Source organism: Nonomuraea sp. NPDC052116 (assembly GCF_040680035.1).
Lineage (GTDB): Bacteria > Actinomycetota > Actinomycetes > Streptosporangiales > Streptosporangiaceae > Nonomuraea > Nonomuraea angiospora_A.
Genome location: NZ_JBFAWA010000004.1, coordinates 419355 through 440898, shown reverse-complemented (window position 1 = coordinate 440898; position 21544 = coordinate 419355). Strand labels below are relative to the sequence as shown.

The following is a 21544-nucleotide window of genomic DNA, read 5'->3' as shown; positions in this document are numbered from 1 at the left end:
CGAGGGCCGTTCAGCCCGCATCCTTCACGCTGTCACGGGCTATCAGTGCCAGCCGATGCGGATAGGGGTACGGCATCGACCGTACTTGGTCCCCTCGCACAACTTGAAGACGTTGATTCGGCTGAAGAAGGTGGAGTCGGTCCCACAGCCCCATCGGGCGCCGTTGGAGTCGACCACCGTCCAGGTCTGCAGGTAGGAGGTCTTATACACGGCTCGTACGGCACGACCGTCGTTGCTCAGGTCGCAGACCTCGATGTGTTTGCGGTCGGCTGAGATGGTGACCGATCCCCAGCCGGCGTCGTCGTACCAGCCGCCCGCCGAGTCAGCTGAGGCTGAGGAGGCGCAGAGCACGGCGGCGAGGGTGATGGCCAGTGCGCGGCGAACGTACATAGGGCGTCCGTTCCGTTGAGGCGAATTAGAACGGAGCCACTGTGATCCCATCGCGCGCCTGAATCTCGCGGGTCAGAGCCCGTGACGACATGGCTTGATCAACATTTGGCTGGCACGCGAGGCAGCGACGCAGTGAGGGGGCGTGGAGCACCCCGAGCCGAACCCGAGCGTGCATCACTGCTCGACCTGGGCCGTGATCTCTCCGTCCCTTCTCCAGAACAACGGGGCTCGAACGGCGGTCGATGACTGTCCGGTCCTTGTCCCGAACGTGTCCAGAAGCGCTGTGACCTGCGAAAACTCGATGGTAGAAGTTGCCTTGGAGACGGTGGCGGGGAGACCGCGTGCTCGAACGGATACTGCTGTCCCCTCTCCGAATCGAGCCTGTTCAGGACTGGGCATACGTGTCATAGAACCGGGTGCCACCCAGTGCCCGACTGAATCTTTGCCTGCCCTCATGTCTCAACTCGGCCCTCGGCGCCGGTATTTAGATAGGTGACAGGAACCAGGTGGTCCGGTGACGGGCCACACCATCGTGACACCACCCGTACACGCTGACTGCTCCGCCGCCACCACTCACTTCGTCGCTCCTCGTCGAACCGTTCGCGACGTTCACCAGAAGCATCTGCCGTTGAGCGTCTGGCTGGCTGCGGCCGATGCCGAGACCATTTCCGCCTGCCGAAGTGGCTGCTGCGTCCCGGTGAGCCAGGCCCTGGCCCGCCATCTCGTCACAGTCTGTACCCGGCTCGGCGATCTCGTGATCGACATGGACGCCGCCGACCACAACCTCATCTCCACCGCACTTGCACTCGGCTGCCGGGCCACCGCCACCGTCGCCAGCCCACGCCGTGCTGGCGAAATCGGCAAGCGGCTGGCCACCACCCACTCCGACGCCCGTCTGGAGGTGGCCGACCTACGCGTTGTCCGCCCCGAATCCCTGCACTCGGCCGTCAGGGACTTGGCCGGAGCCGCAGCCTTGGTGGTGTTCACCCACACCTGTCCAGGCCAGCACTGGGGGCAGCAGCTCATGACGGCCCGGCTGGTTGACGGGTCCGAGCAGGCTGCGGTCGATCCAGCTGGATTGGCGGCGCTGCTGAAGCCGGGTGGTCACCTTGTGGTTGTGACCGGCCTACACCACGGCGAGCAGGAACTCGTCGACCCGGTCCCAAGCTTGATCGCAGGCGTGAAGCGTTCGGGGCTGGCGTACATGCAGCACATCGTGGCCCTACGGACGCCCGCCCGCGGCGGACACCTCGAACAGCCTCTGGGATGGGGCGCGCAAACGACTGGCACTGCGGGGACAGGGCGGCCGGCCAGTGCTCGCGTGCACAGCGACGTACTCATCTTCACCAAACCTCGCGCCAGCCGTGGAACGCCGCTATCCGTAGTCGAGCCGCCCCGAAGGACCGACCACCAGCAGACGAATAGTCCGGTGCTGGGGGAGCGGTCTTGGCTGGAGGGAGAGCTGTCATGACGCCGATCACGTCGGTGTGGGCGACGGGCCAGCAGCAGTCACGTACTCAGAGGCGAGACCGGTACCTGCCGGAGTCGATGAAGCACCCGGGCAAGATGCTGCCCTCGATCGCAGCCCAGGTGATCGACACCTACACCCAGCGGGGTGAGCTGGTTATCGATCCGATGTGCGGGATCGGCACCACTCTGGTCGAAGCCGTCCACCTGGGTCGGCACGCCGCCGGAATGGAATACGAGGAGGGTTGGGCGAAGCTCGCTGTGGCCAACCTCGCTCACGCCCGCCGCCAGGGCGCCACCGGGTTCGGCACGGTGATTGCCGGAGACGCGCGAGGCATCGCCCGGCTGCTGCCGGACCTGGTCGGCCAGGCGGCGCTGGTGCTGACCTCACCGCCGTACGGGTCGGCCACGCACGGCCACATCCGCGCCACCCGCGACAGCGGTGAGCCAGGTATCCGGAAATGGAATCAGCGCTACTCCCGGGACAGGGCCAACCTCGCGCACCAGGGTCTCCCAGTGCTACTGGATGGGTTCGCCCAGATCCTGTCCGGGTGCGGTGAGCTCCTACGGCCCGGCGGCGTCGTCGCGGTGACGGTGCGTCCGTACCGGCACCGCGGGGAACTGGTCGACCTGCCTGGCCACGTCCAGCAGGTGGCGCAGCGCGCTGGGCTGGTATTCGCTGATCGGATCGTGTGCCTGCTGTGCGGGCTGGGCCACGGCAAGCTGCTGAACAGGGCGTCGTTCTTCCAGCTGTACGAGGCACGTAAGGGCCGGGCTCGCGGCCTGCCGATCCACGCCACCGCGCACGAGGACCTGCTTGTCTTCACCAAGCCTCACCCGCTCGACAAGACCGCTTCGACCGTCCAGAGAGCTGCGTGATCCAACTGAGGGGACCTCACACGGCGTGCGGTCAGCGTCTGGATGCTGAGGGCACGGTGCGGATGGCGCGGCTGGTGGGCAGCCGCCAGACCGCAACCGGCCATCCACAAACCTGTGCCTCGCTCTCGTACCCGACCATTTCAGGGGATGGCGCAAGGGTCCTTGCACCATCAATCGGGGCGATTCAGCTTGGGCGAGCCGTAAGGCGCAGCTTCCCATGCCACGTTCGCCGTCACGCCACCGGTCTTGACGACCCGGTCGGAGGCGGTGATTCATATCCCTGCCCCTGACGGTCTGGGACACCCGCTATGCGGGTGGTCGCCCCCAGGGACACGGCGAAGCGCCAAGCCTTGCAGCCCGGCTGGCTGCTGGACGCGCCTCCGCGGACCGTCATCCAGTTCGTCCTGGTCAACGGAGCAGGCAGGTGACCTGCTCATTGGCCAACAAGAAGGAGCGATCAAGGAGGTCGTGAACTATCCGAGACTGCGCCGACTCGCCCGCATCAAAGTCGACGCCCGCAATAGCGCCCTCGCCTGGCCACATCCGCCAAGATCCGCCAGGTCGAGGGCCATCCCACACCAGACCACTGGAGAGGACGTATCCCATCTTGCACGAGCGTGTCCATTCCGGCGCCAAGACGAGAATGACCGACTGGCTCGACGACCCGGACAACGATCGCTGGGCCATCGCAGTCGGCGGCTCTCACTGCCCGCACTGGGCCTGGCCAACGTCATGCTGTCGGGCCACAGCGGGAAGCCGTCGGACCGCGACCTGTCTGCTGAACGCGGGCGGTGGTCGATGACCAAGCAAGACGAGTTGCTAACCATCCCTCAAGTTCTCGACGAGCTGGGCGGCGTCTCACGCCGCACCTTCTACCGCTGGCGCCAGCTTGGCCGCGCGCCGGTCTGCATCCAACTACCCAACCTCGAACTGCGCATCTGGCGGAGCGATCTCATGGCCTGGCTCGACTCCCGACGGGAGGCCGCGTGAACACCACGTACGACGTGAAGCTCAGTGGAGTTCAGCACCGCACCGACCGAGACACCCCCACGTTCGTCGCCCGGTGGCGCGTCGCAGGCAAGGCCAAGTCCAAGAGCTTCCGGACCAAGGGTCTTGCCAACGCCTTCATGTCCGACCTGCGGCAGGCGACCAAGGTAGGGGAGGAGTTCGACATCGCAACCGGGCTGCCGTTGTCAATGCTCGCGCCGCAGTCCTCCGGCCCGACATTCCTGGAGTTCGCACAGGCGTACATCCTCAGCCGCTGGAACAGCCTGGCAGCTCGAACCCGAGAGACGGAAGCTTACGCACTCCTCTCGCTGATCCCTGCTCTGGTGACCGACGCACCGCGCCGTCCCACGGCCGAGACCCTGCGAGAGGTCCTCCGGATTCATACGCTCCTTCCGGAGAAAAGACGGGCCAGCCTGACCACAACCCAAGCTGCGGCCTTGGGCTGGCTGGAACGGGCGTCCGTTCCACTGTCCGCGTTGAAGGAGCCGCACATCCTTCGTACGGCACTCGACGCCATCTCGGTCACCTTCGCTGGTACTACAGCCGGCGCGAACACCGTACGGCGCAAGCGCGCCATCCTTCATCACCTCCTGGAGCACGCGGTAGAGCAGAAGGCATTCAGCAGTAACCCGCTGGACGAGATCAAATGGACGGTGCCCAAGGCTGTCACGGTCATCGATCCGCGTACGGTGGTCAACCCAACCCAAGCGCGGCAACTCCTCGACGCCGTGCCCAAGGTGGGCCGGAAACGCGGTCCCCGGCTCAGGGCCCTGTTCGCATGTATCTACTACGCGGCGCTCCGTCCCGAGGAGGCGGCGGACCTGCGGCTGAGGAACTGCACTCTCCCGGAGAAGGGCTGGGGCCTGATCGTCTTGGAGAACGCACGACCTCAGGCAACGAAGCGCTGGACCAACTCCGGCGAGACCCACGAGTCGCGCAGCCTGAAGCATCGAGCGGACAAGGAGACGCGCGAGATCCCGATCCCACCCATTCTGGTTGCGATGCTCCGTGAGCACATCGCCGAGTACGGCACCGCCAAGGACGGCAGGATCTTCAGCACGGGCACCGGCGGCACCTACTCCAGTTCGGCGCACTCCTACGTCTGGCAGGAAGCCCGCAAGCTTGTCCTCACTCCAGCGCAGGTCGACTCTTCCTTGGCTGCCCGGCCGTATGACCTACGCCATGCAGCGGTGTCGCTCTGGCTGAACGCGGGAGTCCCGGCTCCCGAAGTCGCCAAGCGGGCCGGCCACAGCGTTGACGTCCTGCTTCGGGTGTACGCGAAGTGCATGGACGGTCAGCAAGAACACGTCAACAGCAAGATCAACAACGCACTCGACGTGCACATGTAGAACCGTGGACCCCAAGTCGGCCCCGGTCTTCGCCCGGGGCCACCTATATCTCCGCTCACTCTCGTTGGCTGCAGGGTGACTGCCACCTTGTTCTACAGGCGCACGGTCGGTAGCTCCTGCTGGGATCAGATCAGTAGTCCACCGTCTGAACGCGGCACAGGCTCGACTGGCCGCTGTCGCGGGTATGAGGGAGAGACACGATCATGTTGGTATCAGGGCAGTCCATATCTTCGCTTGATTGAGGCGGCTTCTTCCTCGGTGACCTCACTCGGCGTGCGGCCCAGTATCTGCCGCAACTCGTCCATAATCGCTTGTCCGGAGGTCCGGGTCCGGGTACCTAACAGGGTGAGTTGGGCGTCGAACTGCTTGGCACTCGGGCCGGTCCAGACCTTGCCGGTATGGAACATCTTGCTGGGCCTGTCAACGTCAGTATTGATTTGTTCGATCAAGGAGCCGATCGCACGGATGGCGTGCTGGAGCGCCTCATACAGCGGGTTGCTCACCATCGCGGGCATAGGTTCAGTCCTTGGTCTTTCCGGGGGTGGGTGTCGCGTCGAGGATCAGTTTGGGGGCGATCAGCTTCATCATGGCCACCGTGTCGGCCGCGTTGTCGCGCCCTTTGACGCCCCGTACGAGTTCTACGGTCACGCGGTCTTGGCCGTGTACCAGAACTGCGGCTGCCTGCGTGTTGTCAGCGCTGCCGTCTTGGAAATAGAAGCCGACTGCGCCAGGAACGACTTCCGGGAGGCGGGCGGCACCGTTGCGAATCCGGTACGCGACTTCCTCTTCCGTCCCGTCGGGGGACAGGCTGACATCCAGCACCTTCGACTTGTCACCTGTTGGCCGGTAGACGAAGCACCCGCCACTGCCCCATTTCGAGCTTCCCATATTTTCGCCGGCGGCCATGTCGAACTTCCCGTCAACGATAGGGTCCTGCACACCCGTCATCAGCCGTACAGCATCAAGCGGAATGTAGTCGCAGACATACGGAGGGGATGCGGCCGACGGGAGCGGTGCCTTATTGACTGGAGGGTCTTCCTGTTGCTGGCATGCGCTAACCAATACTAATGCAGTCAGCGCCGTGACAGGTAAATACAGATACGCTTTCATGGCTAAGTGTGCCTCGATTGCCCCTTCTTGAAGCCCGACTCTAATGCTTCGTTGAGCGTTTCCCATCGTTTCCCAGCGAAGGCATCCTCCAGCCATGTTTCGTAAGCCTGGAGTCTCGGGTGGCTGTCGCCGTCATACGGCGCCATCTCCTTACGTGTCATCAGGGATTTCCCATCATCCTTCAGGAAATTATGGCGCGATTCTCTGGGATCATCTCCCTTTCTTAGATCTGGAAGCGAAGCCCACGGGTGCGTCTTGGCGGGCGGATCAGAGCTGCCGAACAAGCCATGCCGAAGCATTGCATCCACGGCGATCTGGTCGAGCAAGAACTGCGCCTTGTTATCCGCCACGTTCGCGTCGTATTTGGCTTTTTCTGTATTCTTGTCAGTCTTGGCCGTATCTTCGATCAGGCCTGTCCATGAGCCCACGGTATCTGCGGTTATCCCCGCAATGGCTGTCTGCGGGATCGCGAGGCCGGTGTTGACTACGGCCATGAGAATTTTCATGTTCCTCTCCTGGGTCTCGTCCAACTCCTGGCCTTGCTGAATTTTGGCAAGCCCGCTGGCGTCTGTGATCATCCCGAAGCCGGCACCGGCCTCTCTAGCATTGACCAGGAGGTATCGGCCGTCCTTGGTCTGGGCGGCCACCGCAGCGCCATAGTCAAGTAGCTTTCGCCCCCAGGCGGTCTGCGCGGCCGTGACCGCTGCCAATGCCTTTGAGTCGTACTTGAAGGCGTCTCTCATGACGATGCTCAGATGATTTTTCTCGAATTGTGCATTCCAGACCCGATCTTCTTCTGGAACATTTTTCCGGTTTATTTCGAATACGCTGGAATCATCATCACTGGTCCCTTTGGCGACGCGGTTCACGTCGTTGATGTAAGCGGCCAGGATGCGCCCGGTGGTGCCGGTGGTCGCGAAGGATGGGCCTTTGGTGCCGTCCAGGATGCGCTGAGCCTCCCAGCGGATGAAGTCTGAGGCTATCTTGGCCGAGATGAACCCCGGTGACGGTTGTTGGGTTGTTCCGTCGCGGTCACGATACGTCATTGTCGCGGCCTCTAGAGCCAGACCGAAAGCTGCTCCGTTGTCGTACATTGGCCGCTCGGTGACGTACCGTTTCATGATGCTGGGATCGCCGGCGAAGAAGTCCTGCGCGGCCTTCGGATGCTTGGCCAGCGCCTTCATCACTCCGATCATCGGATCCTGCGGGATGCCTGCGGAAACGGCATCGTCCCAAGTTTTCCTGTCTATGCCTTCCAGCGTCTTAGCGACGGCCACCAGGAAGTCTCGCTCGTAAGTCCCATGAGGGAGCAGCGCGGAGAGCGCATGCTGATCCTCCGGTACTCGCAGATTCGACAACAACTCCTTCTGCCATGACGCGTTCAGGCGAGTACTGGCCGCACCGAGCGCCTTGCCCAATGCCGCCTGCAAACGCTGTTTCCCAGCATCCTTCTGGTATGCCAGCGCTGCCATGAGATGCCGGAACCGTTCGGTCCCCAACGCGTACATGAGCGAAGTGGCGAACCCCTCATCGCCAGCGCGCTTCTCCAATTGGGCGATGGTCTTCTCATCTACCTTGCCGTTCCGGCTGATCTCGCCAAGCCTGAGCGCGGCTGCGTACACGTCGGGGTCGCCAGAAGCTCCGCTGTACAGCGCCTCGTCGAACGGGCGTAGACCGCCGGTCGCATCCGTGCCCCATTCCGTCGTCACAGCCTGGATCGTCTCGTTGCGGCGTCGCAACTCCGGCCGCTTGGACCCGATCCAGTTGCTGAGCTCCCGCATGGCGTTCAGCCGCGACGTGTCCAGGTCGAGGTTCTGCAACATCCGGCGGATCTGCGGCTCGGCGCGGCCGAGCGTGTTCCCCGCCTGCCCCAGGTCGCGCTCGAAGTCGTGCATCAGCTTCGGATCAATCCCCGAGTACTTCCAGTCAGGCGGCTGTGCCAGCGCGGGCGGGGTCATAGAGGGAGGTGCCGGGGTCGTTTCGGTACGGGCGGGGCGATCGGTGGGTGGACGCTCGGGAGACGGCTGGGGAATCGGCGATGGCGGGGTCGTCATGGCGGGTCTCCAGCACAAACGAGGACCACCGAATTGTCCCCCAGCCGCACTTTCATGGCGAGGGGCGCATAACGGATCAGCATTGTCATTCCCGGCTCTGAGATGGTGAGACGCCAGGACGTACGCAGCGCACGCTCCGCAGGTTCGCTTCTATAAGCAGACAGTCGCATCAGACCAAGCGTGTCGACCCGTGCCGAAGCTTCGGTAACCTGCCGCATACAGCACCTTCCACTGCAGTATCCCGTGGGTGTGAACGATCTCGTTATTGAGCAGGGCTGCGTTCACGTAATTGACCAGGTCCCGGTCTGCGTTCTGTTCTATCCCGCGTTCGTCGTGCTGGGGGTCGCGGCGCGCCCGGGTCGTTTGTTGGGACGGTAGCTTGGCCCGTTCATGAAGACCTGGTGGCTGTTGTTGATCAGACGGTCGAGCAGGGACTCGGCGACGACGGGGTTGGGGAACAGGGGATACCAGTCCGTCGGCTGCCGATTCGAGGTCAGGATCATCGATTTGCCGGTCCGTTCGCTGATCAGCTCGTAGAGATCGTCGGCCTGGGCCGCGGTGAGCTCCCGCATCGCGAAGTCGTCCAAGATGAGGATGGCGGGTCGGGCGAGCTCGGCCAGGCGGCGGGTCCAGGTGCGGTCGGCGTGACCACCGGCCAGCTCGGCCAGTGCACGGCTGGTCTTGACGAAGCGGACGTCGGCGCCGTGCCGGATGGCCAGGTGACCGAGGGCTTGGGCGATATGGCTCTTTCCAACCCCAACCGGGCCATAGAGGATGACCGATTCGCCGGCGTGCAGCCAGCGCAGTGCGGCCAGGTCGCGGATTTGAGCGGCGGGGAGTTTCGGGCTGGCGCCGAAGTCGAAGCCTTCCAGCGTGGCCTGCTGCTCGAAGCGGGCCTTGCGCAGTCGTCGCTGCATTGCCATGGTGTCGCGGCGGGAGATCTCGTCCTCGCAGAGGACCTGAAGGAAGTCGATGTGGCCAAGTTCCCCGGCGCGGGCCTGGGCCAGGCGGGCGTCCAGGGTGTCGAGCATGCCGCCGAGCTTGAGCGCGCGCAGCGCCTTGTCCAGCGCGCCGGTCTCGATCGGGGTGATGGTGGTCATGGTGAAGCTCCTCATGATGGTTCGTGGTGCGCTGGTTCAGCGCGAGTGTGATTGCCGTACTTCGCGGTGAGCCTGGTCAGCGCGGTCAGGGTGTCAGCTGGCGGCCGGGGCGCTGGCCTCGCGCAACGGGATCACCTCGGCGATGTGGCCCTGGTAGGCGTCGGCGAACAGGGCGTCGGGGCCGTGCAGGAAAGCATCGGCGCCGCCGTCGCCGCGGCTGGCCGGCGCGGGGTCGGTCTCGGTGCCCGCGGCCAAGATGCCCTTGACGGTCCGGTAGGAGGGGTCGCCGACGGCCAGCGCCTTGGCGCAGGCGGCTTCCAGGCGCTCGGGGTTGTGCTTGTCGGCCAGGCCGAGCACCCCTTGAGCGGCGCGGAGCCGATACAACGCGTTCTCGCTCAGCAGGTCGGCGATCACCTCGATGCAGGCGGGGCCGATCTGCTCGGCCTTGCTGCGGCACCAGGCCGGGGTGCGCATATGGAAGGCGACCTTCTCCGGCGGGTAGTCGGCCAGGTCGGTCTGCTTGCCCGCGAGCTTGCGCGGGTGGGTCTTGATCAGCTCGCCGCCGAGGAAGAACTGCACCTTGGTGGCGGTGGAGCGGACATCGAGCTGTCGGCCCAGATATCGCCAGGGGATGGAGTAGAGCACCCGCTCCACCCGGGCGTGGATGTCCGGGCCGACCTTGGCCTTGCTCCAGCGCGACAGCACGAACGGCGTGGCGGGCAACGGCGCCAGCCGTTCAGCCTCGATTGCGTCGAAGACCATCAGCGGCGCGGCATCGGCCAGTGGGCGGCAGGCGCGGGCCCCGGCGACCTCGATGCACCAGCGGGCGGCCTGTTCGCGCATCTCCTCCATGCTGGCGAAAGTCCGACCGCGCCAGAAGCTGTCGCGGATATAGGGCATCGGCCGCTCGACGCTGGCCTTGTCGCGTGGCTTTCGCGAGCGGGCCGGGTCGACCAGAACGCCGTAGTGCGCGGCCAACTCGGCATAGGCGCGGTTGATCTTCGGGTCATAAAGGTCGGGCCGGTCCACGCCGGTCTTGAGGTTGTCGGGCACCAGCCGGGTCGGGCAGCCGCCGAAGAAGGCGAACGCGGCCACGTGCGCGCTGCTCCACGCCTGCTGGTCCATCTTTAGCACCGGGTAGACGAACATGTGCCGGGAGGCGGGCAGCACCATCACGAAGGCCTGCACCATGTGACGGCGCCCGGTCTTCGGGTCGGTCCAGCGGCCCAGTTGGCCGTAGTCGATCTGCCCCTGCTCGCCTGGTTCTGCCTCGCGCAGCCGCAGCACCCGCACCTGCGAGGCGCGCATCTCCTCGGGCAGGTTGGCGTGCACATAGCGGCGCATCGAGGCGATACTGACCGCCAGCCCTTCCTCATCACGCAGTCGCTGGTGGATCGTGGTCACCGTCACTCCGGCCTTGAGCTGGGCGACGATGTAATCGCGGTGCTGCTCGATCGTTGGCCAGGTCACCTGCCGCAGCCGGATGTCGGTCAGCTCCGGGAACCATTCACGCACCCGCGCCGCCCACTCCGCCGAGCTGATCGCCATCCCACCTGGAGCGATTCCCGCAGCCTCGGCCGGGGCCACGTACTTACGCACCGTGTTACGCGAGACCGCCAAGCTGTCCGCGATCTCGTTCTTCGACCGGCCTGCATGCCAGTGCACCAGGATCTCGGTGATGTCCACCACGTCGAAGCTCCTCCTCGCCATCGGCCCCCCGTCCCGTGACGAGGGCAAGAATGCTGATCTTCCGATGACCAGGTCCATCCCGACACGCACGCCGTGACCAGGGTCAATAACGTGATCGAGGTGGTCAATTACGTGATCGCAGAGGGCTCATGCCTGCTCAATTCTGTGATCGTCGACAGTGGGGGGCAGAGGCCAAGGTTGAGCTGCTCCTTTATGACCGAAGGCCGGTTCTCTTCAGCATCATGCGGAGGACGGCCATGGCTGCGAGCCGGGACTCGGTGTAGATCGGCGGCTGCGCTGAGGTCCGCACGGTGGCGTGCACAAACAATGGTGCAAAGCGCCTGCGATTGCCCTGGCCAGGCCGACGGGGACTGCATTATCGATTTGGCAGGCGATGCAGATTTTGCTGCCAGCCCACTTGTAGTCGAGTTGGAATCCCTGCAGGAGCGCGACCTCCAGGTGGGTGATGGGGGCGCTCGGCCTTCGGATAGAGGTAACGCCCCCTCTCGGGCTTGTAGAACTCGGTGCGGATCGTTACGGAAGGTTGGTCCCGCCAGAGGCGGGCCCATGATGTCCCCCGAGCCGTTTCGGTGGTTGATCCAGTTCGGAGTGGACAACCCAGGAGGCAGATCGTGGCGGGTTCTGCCCTCAGAGATCTCTCGGCACCGCTTGAGCGAGAGGCCAGTTGGATTGCGCCCGATGTGAAGGTCCGTGGTGTGGAAGATGCCGGGCAGCGTCTTGCCGGGGAGTTCGCAGGTGGGGTCGAGGAGCTCCGTGGTGTGGGTATAGGTGTCGGTGGGTGGTGCTGAAGACTTCGCTGGAAGGAGTCCAGTCATCGATGGGCTCGAAGAGCGTCGACCGCCCGCTGCCGTCACTGTCGGGCTTCCTGGGAGTTGGTCGAGGGTGTTCAAGGGGCTTCCCGAAGGGCGGGAGGCCGCTACGTCTCGATGACTGGCCGGGACGACTATTGACCGACGGGTCTGGTGTTTCGCCGTAGTCTGCCGCGTTGAGCAGTTTCGTCTCCAGGACGGTCGGCCGCGCCATCGTCTACCACGTCCTCGAACGCGCCGCACCAATTCAAACTTGCACCGAGCGCCTGACGCGCCACCGAAATCCAGCCAGGGCGGCCGCGAGCGGCATACTACTCCCGCAAGCCCAGTTCGCGTTCGAGCTCGGCGATCCGCGGGTTCCCCGAGCGAGCCGCATCTCGCGGTCGGCCAGGCGCTGGCGGATCTTTGCGGTCTGCCGTGGGTGGGCGGCCGGTGACCTCCACGGCCATCTATGCGAGCGGCCACACCGCGTCGGCCGCGAAGCCGACAAAGCGGACCATGGTGCCGTCTACCAAGTCTGCTCTGTTCGATCAGGTCGGTGTTGCGCAGGGCCGTAGCCGTCTTCTGCGCACTGTAGGCGAGTGCTGCTACGTAGAAGAGGGGGATCAGTCAGCCGGTCACTTCACCGCGGCCGCCTTCCGGCCGGCCTGCCACGTGGTCCTGTCCACGGTGCCGGTGACGAAAACCTTGGCCGTGGTCTGGGACTTCTTGGTCGCTGTGGTGGAGCCGGGATCAGACAGGCCATCCACGTCGACGTCGTAGCCCAGCTCGTCGAGGAGAGCCTGCCACGCCTCAACTCGGCACCTTTCATCATGACCCTGCCCTTGGTTTGGATGAGCGTCCGCGACCAGGCGAAGGCGTTCTCTCTCCAGACGCTGGCGTTCTTGTAGAAGCCGGGGCCTCCTCAGGGCGGCTGCGGCATAGAACGTTAACGCGATGCTGTGCGTGGTGCGCTCGGTCTGCTCGTGGCGCTATCTGCCCACCGATCTGTCGTCCCTTTCTGCGGAATCTGACTTGTCGAGTTCTACTCGATTGCGGTGTTTGACGGCCCACCCTCGTCGTTGGTGAGGTGCATTCCGGCGTGGAGAAGGCGGTTGGTGTCGAAGTCGAGCGGCCAGGCTGTCGTGGCGTCGACCAGTGCGCCGACCAGTGTGGCGTCGGTGAGATCGGCGCCGCGAAGATCCGCCCCGCGGAGGTCAGCCCTACTGAAGTCGGCTCCCCTCAGATTCGCACCCTCCAGATAAGCACCACGGAGGTTGGACTCTACGAAGCTGGCGTTCTCGAGATTCGTCTGCCGGAGGTCGGTCGACTTGAGGTCGCTATGATCCAGCCGTACGCCGCGTAGCCAGGCCCGCGCAAGATTGGCGTGGCGTAACTGTGTGCCGATCAGGCGCGCCCCGTCCAGTTGGACACTGCGTAGGTCCACGCGAGATAGGTAGAGTCTTCGTGCTTCTGGCGACGTAGGACGATTTCCCAGCACGTCCATGGCGGTCTGAATGTCAGGGGCGCGGACATGCAGCCAGGGCAGATGTTGATCCACCGTGGTGGTCGGATGCTCGGGGCCGTCGGGCATGCCGACCGGCCAGGCTGCATGGGTGCGAATGAACGCTCCGAGGATGAACTGGACAGTGTTGCGATCCGATGGGGAGTTATCAGCGATGCGTCGCAACGCGTAGATACCGCCGACGCGGACGTCGGTGTTGTCACTCCCGAGTTGGTCGACAGCCCGGGTGAATCGCTCGGTGATCTGTCCTTCGCGGTTGACTTGCACCTGCCGCCAAGTCGCCACCGCACCCGCGACGACCAGCAAGCCAGCGACAGCCTGGAGGAGGGTAGAGCGTGCATTGTTCTGCAGCTGAGACTGCGCCTGTTGCAGCTGGATGCGGGTATCAGCACCTTTCACTCCGCTGAGCTGGGTATCGGTCAAAGGCGGGTAGAGCAGGTGCGGTAGCAGCGTGAGAGTGCCGAGCACAACGACCAGGAAACATGCGACACCAGCCACGGTGCGCCAAAAAGCCGCGCCTATCATGGGGCCCCTCTTATCACGTCGATCAGCTTCGCGGCTTGCAGTCGGTCCGAATATGCCGCGGACGATTCCCGGGTCAGGCTAGCCGTGCCTTAGCCGTAACAGTCAATCAGTTAGGAACACCCATTGTTGACTTGGATGCTGCGATAAACACCTCATTTCGATGCCATTCCAGGAAGGCTTGGCTGGGTCGGTCGGCTGCGTTGGTAGGCATAGTGACCGTACTCCCTGCGTGCCGGTAGACCTCGTCGCCGGCACCGAACTCTTCGCGTAAGCGCGGGCTGACCAGCAGCCGGTGGTCCGTATCGATCGCGAGATATCCCTGATCGAACAAAATGTGCACGTCCGAACGCAGCAGGATGCCGTTGTCCAGACGATGCTCGCCTCCGCGTGTTACCGGGCGAATGTGGGCTGCTTGCAGCACAGGGCGGATCGTCGAGCCGGTGATGGCGCAGCGTCCCCCATAGGCGTTGAGAACCACAGCCTTGAAAGCGCGCTGGCCCAGACGCCGGGGGGCCAGACGGGGATCCCCGAAGACGGGGCCTTCGCGCCGCCATGGTTGTGACACGTCGGCAGTGTTGTCTCCGAGCAGACGGGTCATGAGGTCGGTGAAGTAGTCGGTGTAGGAACCGGCGTACATGTCGTAGCCCTTGCCCTGAACGATGTTGGGGGCGAAGCCGGGGGGCGGGCCCGTTGGAGGCTCGAAGAATCGAGTGTCTCGGAGCAGGACGCAGCCGATGATCGGGTCCTCACTTGCGGCTATGGGACGTCGACGATACTTGCTGATCCTCTCCCTCATCTGCTCCCGATTGTCGGTGCCGTTGGCCTCACCGAAGATCTCCCATGCCTCGGACAGGGGAAGCGGCTCGAAGGCCTCGAAGATGCCGCCGCCGACCACCCGATCGTACGGAAAGCCGCTGACCGGGTGCCTGCCCGGGTGGTGGGTCTTGAAGAAGAACGGTTCGCCGGGACGCAGCGCGCGGAAGCTTGTGCCGCCCGAGGGGCGCCAGAAGTTGGCCTCCATCAGGGCTGGGCGCGTCGCCAGGAAGCGATACCAGTCGCCGTCGGTGACTCCGACATATGCCTTCACGTACGGAATTGTGCAGCTCGAAGATCGTTTCTGCTAGTGGATATGCCCGAAGAAGCTCGGCAGATCGCCTTGTCGTGCTGATGTCCGGTTCGGCACGCCAAGCTCAGGCACCGAGCGAACTCGTGTCGGCGAAGGCGGAGGCAGGTCGTGGAGAGCCGCATGGTGCGTCGGAGGGCGTTGGGATGTCGAGTTGCTGTGTGGCGGACCGCAACGGTGACGGCACCCTCCGGAATTGGCGAGAAGTGGTCCTTGCCGCTTAATCGCGGAGAGCATGGTCCATAGCCATGGCCGCTGGACAGTGGCCGGACGGCTGATTTACCGAGGCTCTAGCGTTTGCTGTTCAAGGCGAGTCCTTGATAGAGATCCGCCATGCGATAGGCGGTCGCCCGTTGCCCCATGCATATACCGAGGCACACTCCGGGCCAGAGGATGTAGCTCTTGAAGGCGTACCGGCCATCGGCTCCGTTGCGGTATGTCTAGGCGCTCCAGCCTTCTCGGCCGGCGGGCAAGCTGGTGGAGGTGCGTGGGTGAGCTTGCGGTGGTGCTGTTGTTCGTGACGGAAGGCCGTCCGGGGTAAAACTGCACGTTTTCTGGCTATCTGGAACGGGGCCGAGCTCATGCTTTCTGGAACTTCGGAGAATTATACGTCGCCTTACACGGCTGGCTGTGACCGATTGCGGGCGGCTTCGGCGTAGGCATCCTTGAGCAAGCCGAGCATCTCTTGGTTCATCGGATCGGTGAGGTAGTTGTTCTGGCCGATCTCTTTGGGGAAGCGCTCGTCCATGCGCGCCAGTGTCAGGGCTGCCTCGGCCTCTATGACCGAACGCTGCGGGCAGACGAAGGCTCCCCGGTCATTCCAGATGCTCACCATTCCGCGCTGCTGGGCCGGCAGCCTCAGGTTCAGGATCCAGCGTCCCTTGCCGACAGTCGTGTACAACGTGGTCAGTCCCTCGCTCTCCAACTGCTGCGCCCATGCGCACAGGCGGCGCAGGTGCTCGCGGTGGGACGGCTCGGCATTGTCGATGCTGTTGACGAACAGCGCCGATCCCAGCGTCGGCTTCGCCTCTCTTCCCGGCCTTGGCGATCGGAGCGGCGCCTGCGGGGCCGCCTGCTCGGGCTCGACCAGCTGGGGCACTAATACCTGGCTGTCGCCGACCTTGTAGGCAGACACGGTCACCAGGTCGATATCGAGCCGGTCATTGGTAACCGCTTGCAGGTATCCCGCGAGGTCGATCAGGTCGGCTGAGGCAGCGTCGAGAACCACCACGCACCGGATCCGTCCCTGTTCCAGCGCCTCGGCCAGGCTGACGCGAAAAGCCGCCGGGTCTATTGAGCCGTCACCGACGTCTGTCTCGACCGCTTCGGCGATTGAGGAACTGCCCCGTCTGGCCAGATGCGAGCCCAAGAGTTCCTCGAATGCTTCCGGTGTTAGCCGGAAAACGTACGAGGCATAACCGAGGACCTGGGTGAAAACGGACCTTCTGTCAGAGTTGGCCGCCAGCTTTACCTCAATGATCACGGGTATGCCGGTATAGGCGTCGACCGCGACGAGATCGGCGTATCCGGTCCCGAGGGCGACCTCCCGCCCCAGGACCACCAGGCGAGGCTGCCCGCGTAGCGGCAGCATGGCCGGAGCCCGCTCGATACTGTCGTGAAGATCCTGCTCGCGCAGGAACGGCTCCGCGTTCAGAGGGACCAATCCGTCGGCGGTGTCGTGCCAGATTCCGGTCATCAACTCTCCGGTGATTCTCGCGATAACGTGATGCGCCTCTGATCCGCGTAATTGCCAGGATAGGGGCCAAGAGCGGAACAGGCAGCCGATACGTTCGCCTGAGTGACGGCGTCAGTACATGCTTCGGTGGTACGCCAGATACTGCGGATCGACGTCGTGGCCGGGGACGGTGCGCAAGGCCCCTCGCGACTCGCCGGTGAGCTGGTTGACCACCGTGAGGTCGTCTTTGATGGTGATGGCGCCTTGGTCGAAGAGCACGTGGTCGTTGGGGCACAGGCACAGGAGGTTGCCTGCCACGTCATGACCGTCGTGTGGGCTGCCGAGCGGCCGGATGTGTGCTCCCTCGGCGTACTGGCCGTGAGGAAGCAGCAGTCGGGTTCCACAGATCTGACATGTGTGGTCGTGCAAGCTCTTGACCAGCCGTGAGAGCGCGTTGTCGCGGATGATCCGCCTGACCGTGACCGGGCGGCGCTCCGGAGTGCGGAGATCTTCGGGCGGCGGTGGCGGCTCGTCGCCGACCGTGTCCATGCCGACGCGCGTGAGTAATGCGTTCTGGTCCTCGTCCGGGAAGTATTGGCTCAAGAGGTACGCGCTCGCCTGAGACCGTACTGTCTCGTTCTCCGCCACCAGGTCGTACACCCAGTCGTGGAGACCGGAGATCGGCTGGTTCCGGCTCATCCACCCAAGAGGAGCGCTGCCACTGGGGCGGGGCGGCTCCGGGTGGTCGAGCAGCGTCCATAAGCCGAAATGTGTGAGCTTCAAGACCGGGTATTCGGGATTGGGCCGGTCGCCGTCGAGGCCGAACTCCGTGATGAGCGCGCTGACCTCAACCCAAGTCACATCCCAGGGAACGAGACGCTCCTGTCGTTGTGCGGCCCGGCCGAGAGCCCACAGCAGAGTGAGCGGCTGATGTCGCTTGGGGCGGCCATTCGAGACGGCTGTGTCGAGATTTCTGATCTTTTCGAGGAAAACCTCTGCGGGGGAGATGCTCTCGTGCGGGGTGACGAGGAATCCAAGCTGGCCGAGGATCCTGCCCACCGTGGCGGCGCCACCAGAGAATTCCGAAGCGCGCAGTGGTCGCCCGCCGACACCACGGTGTGCCACGCCGGCGATGGCCTTGGAGTCGTATCGACGTCCGTTGTGAATTAGGAAATAGTCACGGGCCTCGCGGTAGCCGTACTGTTCCAAGAAGGCGCTGCGGCCTAGCTGGTCGTACTCCTTGATGGCTGTCACAACCATCTCGCGATCAAGGTCGGATAAAGCCATCGGGTCATGATATGTCCGGACGCTCGCAGTTGTATGCGTACTGGGCATCCGGTCGGCTGCCGAGCGCCAAAGGCACATCGATGTGCACCCTGCGCAGTTGTCGTGTGCGCCGCATGGTCACGCAGTTGAGCTTCTCGGAGTGGGCGGACTCGTTGATCGCGACGTAGCGCGCTACTCAGAGTGGGCCGCCAGAGGCGCGGTAGGACGTCGTGTTCGCAGGGATGCCATGCGCCGGTCGAACTTGGCGCGGGTGCCCGAGCTCTGGTCGACGTTCTGCATGTGGTTGGCCAATTCCATCGTGACCCAAGAGGTACTTGTCTTCGCCGACTCGCTTGCCGACGCCTGGCCCCAGCCCGCCGCCACCGACGGCGACCTGCGCGCCGCCCTGGCCACTGTAGACGTCCTCACCTGGGCGGAGGCGCTCTCTGACGGGCCTGGCCACCATCGTCGGCGAAGGCGGCCACCGCCCAACCGGAGCCCAGCGCCAGCCGCTCTCCCCGGCCTGGCTGATGCTGGCCAACCCCGCCATGGCGGTTCTCGACGAGAGCACGGCCGAGACGGGCAGCGTTGGCGCCTGCGCGCTGGAACGCGCCGTGGACAGGGCCGTCGACGACAGGACTGCGGTCATCGTCGCCCACCGTCTCACTCAAGTTGCCATCGCCGACAGCGTCGTGGTCCTGGAGGACGGACGCATTGTGGAACGCGGCTCCCACGGCGACCTGCGCGCGGCGGTCGGCCGCTACGCTGCCCACTGGGTCGCTTGGGCCGTCCCGCGCCCGCAGCAGGACGATGAACTCGTCGTCGCACTCAGAACCACATCATGGGCCCGTCATGTGACGGATCCAGCCCGGTGAGCGGCGAGGCCAGCCTGCTTGTCAGGTCGGCGATCACCAGTTCGGTCAGGGTACCGGGGAAGGTGTGCCGGTCGAATTGGACGTCCCAGACCATCGTCCACCGGTCGGGGTCCGGATCGCTGGTGTCCCACCAGATGGTCTCGCGGCCTTCGGTGTTCGCGCACCACAGCAGCCCTCCCGGCGCAGGATGCACAGCCATCGCCTCGTCTTCCTCCCAGTCGAGATATTCGACCTGCTCTTCGTGCTGCTGCTGGAGCTCCTCCGGATGTCCGATCATGATGCCGTTGATCCCGATCGCCCCGTACACCTCGAACAACCGCTTGTAGTCGCTCGGAAGCCGCAAACCGAGCGACCGCTCGATCGCCGGCCAGTCATAGGTGTGGCCACCGGTCCGCGACGCTCCGATGATCGTCACTAACTGCGCCAGCGCGTCTCGCGGCGCCTCTTCCGCGGGCGTGGAACATCTCGGACTTGATCAGCTCCAGCGGGACGGTGATGTCCCCTCGTTGAACAAGCGCTCGCCCTTGCGAACCCGATCGAGTGCAGAATTCGGGCACTAGGGTCACCCTGTATCCCCGGCTAACTGCCGTTTTCACGCGGCCACGCTCGTGCGGACCTTATCGGGTGACAACAGTTCACCCGCTCATGAAGGACATCACTGGTGGATCCGCACGTCACACCGCAACAGCTCGGGTCTGATGATGCCCCGCCGCCCAAAGGCACGGACCGGGTCGATTCGTCGCCCAGCCGCCGGAGGCCGTCGCCCGAGGCGTGGCAGGCCAGCAGTCTGCTTGCTCTCATCAACGGGGTCATGGTTGCCGTAGGTGGCGTCTTCGTCACCACCTCCTCCCTGGTCATCACTGTGATTGCCAGCGTGGTGGCGCTGCTCATCGCTCTGATGATTCTGGTCAAGAACTGATGCGACCGTCACGTTCCATAGATCATGCTTCTGTCTTCAACGCTTGATGGGATCTCACCGCAACGAGGGCGAGCGGCACGGGCCTCGAAAACACGGAGGTTGGCAGGTGGTCCAGCTGGACAAGGGCACTGCTCGAGTTGCGGCTCCGCCGGGGGCGGACCTCGGCAGCCGAGGCGAGGTCGAGCAGTTCTTTCGCGGCCACTATCGACTGTTGATGAAGGTGGCGCGAGTGGCCGGCGCCACAGAGCAGGAGGCCGATGATGCCGTTGGCATGACCATGGTCGACCTGTGGCGGCGTTGGCCGACAATTGACCGCCCCAAGGCCTACGCCTGTCGGGCGGTGGTGAGCAACTTCATCAAGCGCCGCAATCGGGAAGCGAAGGAAACTGAGCGGCTGCTCAGCACGCAGGCGCCCGTCACAGAGGCCGACTGGGATGCCCGGATGACCTTGTGGGAAGACCGCGAGTGGGTGGAGCAGATGCTCGATCGGCTGCCACCCACGCAGCGCGAGGTCATGGCGTGCTACGTGGAGGGCCTGAACTCACCGGAGATCGCTGACTACCTCGATAAGAGGCCCGACGCGATTCGCAAGAACCTGCAGTTCGCCCGCGAACGCCTCAAACAAATCATTGAGCAAGAGCGCTGCATACAGGCGTCGCCCATCCACACGGCGCCACGGACCAGGGAGGAGGATGCTCTGTGAACCACGACCACACCCCCGAAGCCCTGCAGCAGCCGCTTCCGCCGATGTCTCATGACCCGGTGGCTGATTACCTGGAGTTCCTGGAAGAGATCAGCGAGGACATCGACCAGATCCCCGACCAGAAGGTGGACGAGCGAGCGCGGCAGATCTTCGGCCAGTCCGCGCAGCCGAACGGACTAGCGGTTCAGGGCACTCGCCTGGATGACGTCGTCGGTTCCGGTCAGCCTCAACAGATGGGCATGGGCCGTATCCTGAGGACGATCATCAGGATCAGAGACGTTCTGAAGGGCAGGCCCCCGGAGCTGTCCGACGTGGTAGAGATCGTCGCCGCCGCACAACGAGAGGCTGACCGAACCCGGCGCACGGCGTGCCAGGAGGCGCTGGCTGAAGCCGCGCACCTTTGCGCCGAGGCTGAACGCGACGCGAGCGCCCTCACGGACACCGCCCTCACAGGAGCGGCCGACATTACGACCAAGGCGCATCGCACCGCTAAGGGCGAGGCCGCTCACATGCACGCCGGTACTGAACGCACCGCCGAGGCAGTCATGGGCTCCACCCGCGAGCGAATTGCCCTTCCCCGCAGGCCGACTGCAAATGTACTGACCGCGCCCGCCAACAAGGTCGACGCCGACAGGAGCGCGTCTCTCACAGAGCGGGGCCCCGATGCGAGCCGGGACGCACGCTGGCTGGACGAGGACGCTGGTGCGATCGTTCCCGCCTACTTGCTGACCAGGAGTCGTACAGTACCCGCAAGCGAGGCCATCGACCTTATTGCAGTGATCACCACAACCGGCGCCCTGACACCGCCTGCGGGCCTCGGCCCCGAGCATTTGATCGTCCTGCACAAGTGCACCAAATCCACCCAGCTCGTGGACCTGGCCGTCGAGTTGAATCTGCCCATCGGCGTAGTCCGCGTGCTGGTGGGTGACCTGCACGTGCAGCAACTCGTACAAGTCGAGAATCCGCCTCCCGCGCCGGATGTCAATGTCCTGGCGAAGGTGATCAGCAACCTGAGCGCTCTATGACCGGCCAGTGGTGAGCCGACCGTGCCGGTCGGCGAGTACGGGGCATGGTCGGC

21 protein-coding genes are annotated in these 21544 nt (G+C 64.4%); 8 read left to right on the top strand and 13 right to left on the bottom strand.

The genetic code is table 11. From position 1 onward, the window contains the following. Window positions 1–42: 42 nt before the first annotated feature. Entirely contained in the window at window positions 43–390 is a 348-nt protein-coding gene (locus AB0L65_RS10155) for a hypothetical protein (RefSeq protein ID WP_357749575.1), read from the bottom strand. 514 nt (window positions 391–904) lie between these two features. Here AB0L65_RS10155 and AB0L65_RS10150 point away from each other — a divergent pair. The 4 genes from AB0L65_RS10150 to AB0L65_RS10135 all read left to right on the top strand — a co-directional run bounded on the left by AB0L65_RS10150 (window position 905) and on the right by AB0L65_RS10135 (window position 5093). Next, a complete protein-coding gene (locus AB0L65_RS10150; protein ID WP_364242729.1) occupies window positions 905–1861 on the top strand; it encodes a hypothetical protein in 957 nt (318 codons plus the stop codon). After that, a complete protein-coding gene (locus tag AB0L65_RS10145; protein ID WP_364242727.1) occupies window positions 1858–2736 on the top strand; it encodes a DNA methyltransferase in 879 nt (292 codons plus the stop codon). The genes AB0L65_RS10150 and AB0L65_RS10145 overlap by 4 nt, the downstream gene beginning before the upstream one ends. A 798-nt stretch (window positions 2737–3534) precedes the next feature. Further along, window positions 3535–3726, top strand: a complete 192-nt coding sequence (locus AB0L65_RS10140; protein WP_364242724.1) for a helix-turn-helix domain-containing protein — start codon at window positions 3535–3537, stop codon at window positions 3724–3726. Continuing rightward, a complete protein-coding gene (locus AB0L65_RS10135) occupies window positions 3723–5093 on the top strand; it encodes a tyrosine-type recombinase/integrase (RefSeq protein ID WP_364242721.1) in 1371 nt (456 codons plus the stop codon). The genes AB0L65_RS10140 and AB0L65_RS10135 overlap by 4 nt, the downstream gene beginning before the upstream one ends. A 212-nt stretch (window positions 5094–5305) precedes the next feature. Here the strand turns inward: AB0L65_RS10135 and AB0L65_RS10130 are convergent, their stop codons facing one another. From AB0L65_RS10130 to AB0L65_RS10080, 11 genes are all read right to left on the bottom strand, one after another. Then, on the bottom strand, window positions 5306–5608 hold the full coding sequence (locus tag AB0L65_RS10130; RefSeq protein WP_364242718.1) for a hypothetical protein: 303 nt from the start codon (window positions 5606–5608) through the stop codon (window positions 5306–5308). A gap of 4 nt (window positions 5609–5612) precedes the next feature. Further along, window positions 5613–6203, bottom strand: coding sequence for a hypothetical protein (locus tag AB0L65_RS10125; protein ID WP_364242716.1), 591 nt, complete (start codon window positions 6201–6203; stop codon window positions 5613–5615). A 2-nt stretch (window positions 6204–6205) separates the two neighbouring features. Then, the gene (locus tag AB0L65_RS10120; protein WP_364242713.1) at window positions 6206–8161 is read right to left on the bottom strand and encodes a DUF6571 family protein; all 1956 of its coding nucleotides are present in this window, start codon (window positions 8159–8161) and stop codon (window positions 6206–6208) included. Between the two features lie 413 nt (window positions 8162–8574). Continuing rightward, complete coding sequence (gene istB, locus AB0L65_RS10115; RefSeq protein WP_364242710.1) at window positions 8575–9357, bottom strand: IS21-like element helper ATPase IstB; 783 nt, start codon at window positions 9355–9357, stop codon at window positions 8575–8577. Between the two features lie 93 nt (window positions 9358–9450). Next, window positions 9451–11067, bottom strand: a complete 1617-nt coding sequence (gene istA, locus AB0L65_RS10110) for an IS21 family transposase (RefSeq protein ID WP_364242707.1) — start codon at window positions 11065–11067, stop codon at window positions 9451–9453. Between the two features lie 219 nt (window positions 11068–11286). Then, window positions 11287–11505: a DNA cytosine methyltransferase gene (locus AB0L65_RS10105; protein ID WP_364242843.1), complete on the bottom strand. Its 219-nt coding sequence runs from the start codon at window positions 11503–11505 to the stop codon at window positions 11287–11289. A 988-nt stretch (window positions 11506–12493) separates the two neighbouring features. Beyond that, entirely contained in the window at window positions 12494–12727 is a 234-nt protein-coding gene (locus AB0L65_RS10100; RefSeq protein ID WP_364242841.1) for a peptidoglycan-binding protein, read from the bottom strand. A gap of 173 nt (window positions 12728–12900) precedes the next feature. Next, window positions 12901–13848: a pentapeptide repeat-containing protein gene (locus tag AB0L65_RS10095; RefSeq protein WP_364242704.1), complete on the bottom strand. Its 948-nt coding sequence runs from the start codon at window positions 13846–13848 to the stop codon at window positions 12901–12903. Between the two features lie 163 nt (window positions 13849–14011). Beyond that, window positions 14012–14992 (bottom strand): HNH endonuclease, encoded by a 981-nt coding sequence (locus AB0L65_RS10090; protein ID WP_364242701.1) that lies wholly within the window; start codon window positions 14990–14992, stop codon window positions 14012–14014. Between the two features lie 652 nt (window positions 14993–15644). Continuing rightward, entirely contained in the window at window positions 15645–16724 is a 1080-nt protein-coding gene (locus AB0L65_RS10085) for a hypothetical protein (RefSeq protein ID WP_364242699.1), read from the bottom strand. 111 nt (window positions 16725–16835) lie between these two features. After that, window positions 16836–17990, bottom strand: coding sequence for an HNH endonuclease (locus tag AB0L65_RS10080; protein WP_364242696.1), 1155 nt, complete (start codon window positions 17988–17990; stop codon window positions 16836–16838). 509 nt (window positions 17991–18499) lie between these two features. Here AB0L65_RS10080 and AB0L65_RS10075 point away from each other — a divergent pair. Beyond that, the gene (locus AB0L65_RS10075) at window positions 18500–18844 is read left to right on the top strand and encodes an ABC transporter ATP-binding protein (protein WP_364242693.1); all 345 of its coding nucleotides are present in this window, start codon (window positions 18500–18502) and stop codon (window positions 18842–18844) included. Here the strand turns inward: AB0L65_RS10075 and AB0L65_RS10070 are convergent. Further along, a complete protein-coding gene (locus tag AB0L65_RS10070) occupies window positions 18798–19259 on the bottom strand; it encodes an SMI1/KNR4 family protein (RefSeq protein ID WP_364242690.1) in 462 nt (153 codons plus the stop codon). The genes AB0L65_RS10075 and AB0L65_RS10070 overlap by 47 nt on opposite strands. 246 nt (window positions 19260–19505) lie before the next feature. On the opposite strand from AB0L65_RS10070, the gene AB0L65_RS10065 reads away from it, so the two are divergent. The 3 genes from AB0L65_RS10065 to AB0L65_RS10055 all read left to right on the top strand — a co-directional run bounded on the left by AB0L65_RS10065 (window position 19506) and on the right by AB0L65_RS10055 (window position 21491). After that, a complete protein-coding gene (locus tag AB0L65_RS10065) occupies window positions 19506–19763 on the top strand; it encodes a hypothetical protein (protein ID WP_364242688.1) in 258 nt (85 codons plus the stop codon). Between the two features lie 106 nt (window positions 19764–19869). Continuing rightward, window positions 19870–20466: an RNA polymerase sigma factor gene (locus AB0L65_RS10060; protein WP_364242686.1), complete on the top strand. Its 597-nt coding sequence runs from the start codon at window positions 19870–19872 to the stop codon at window positions 20464–20466. Continuing rightward, on the top strand, window positions 20463–21491 hold the full coding sequence (locus AB0L65_RS10055) for a DUF742 domain-containing protein (protein ID WP_364242683.1): 1029 nt from the start codon (window positions 20463–20465) through the stop codon (window positions 21489–21491). The genes AB0L65_RS10060 and AB0L65_RS10055 overlap by 4 nt, the downstream gene beginning before the upstream one ends. Window positions 21492–21544: the final 53 nt, after the last annotated feature.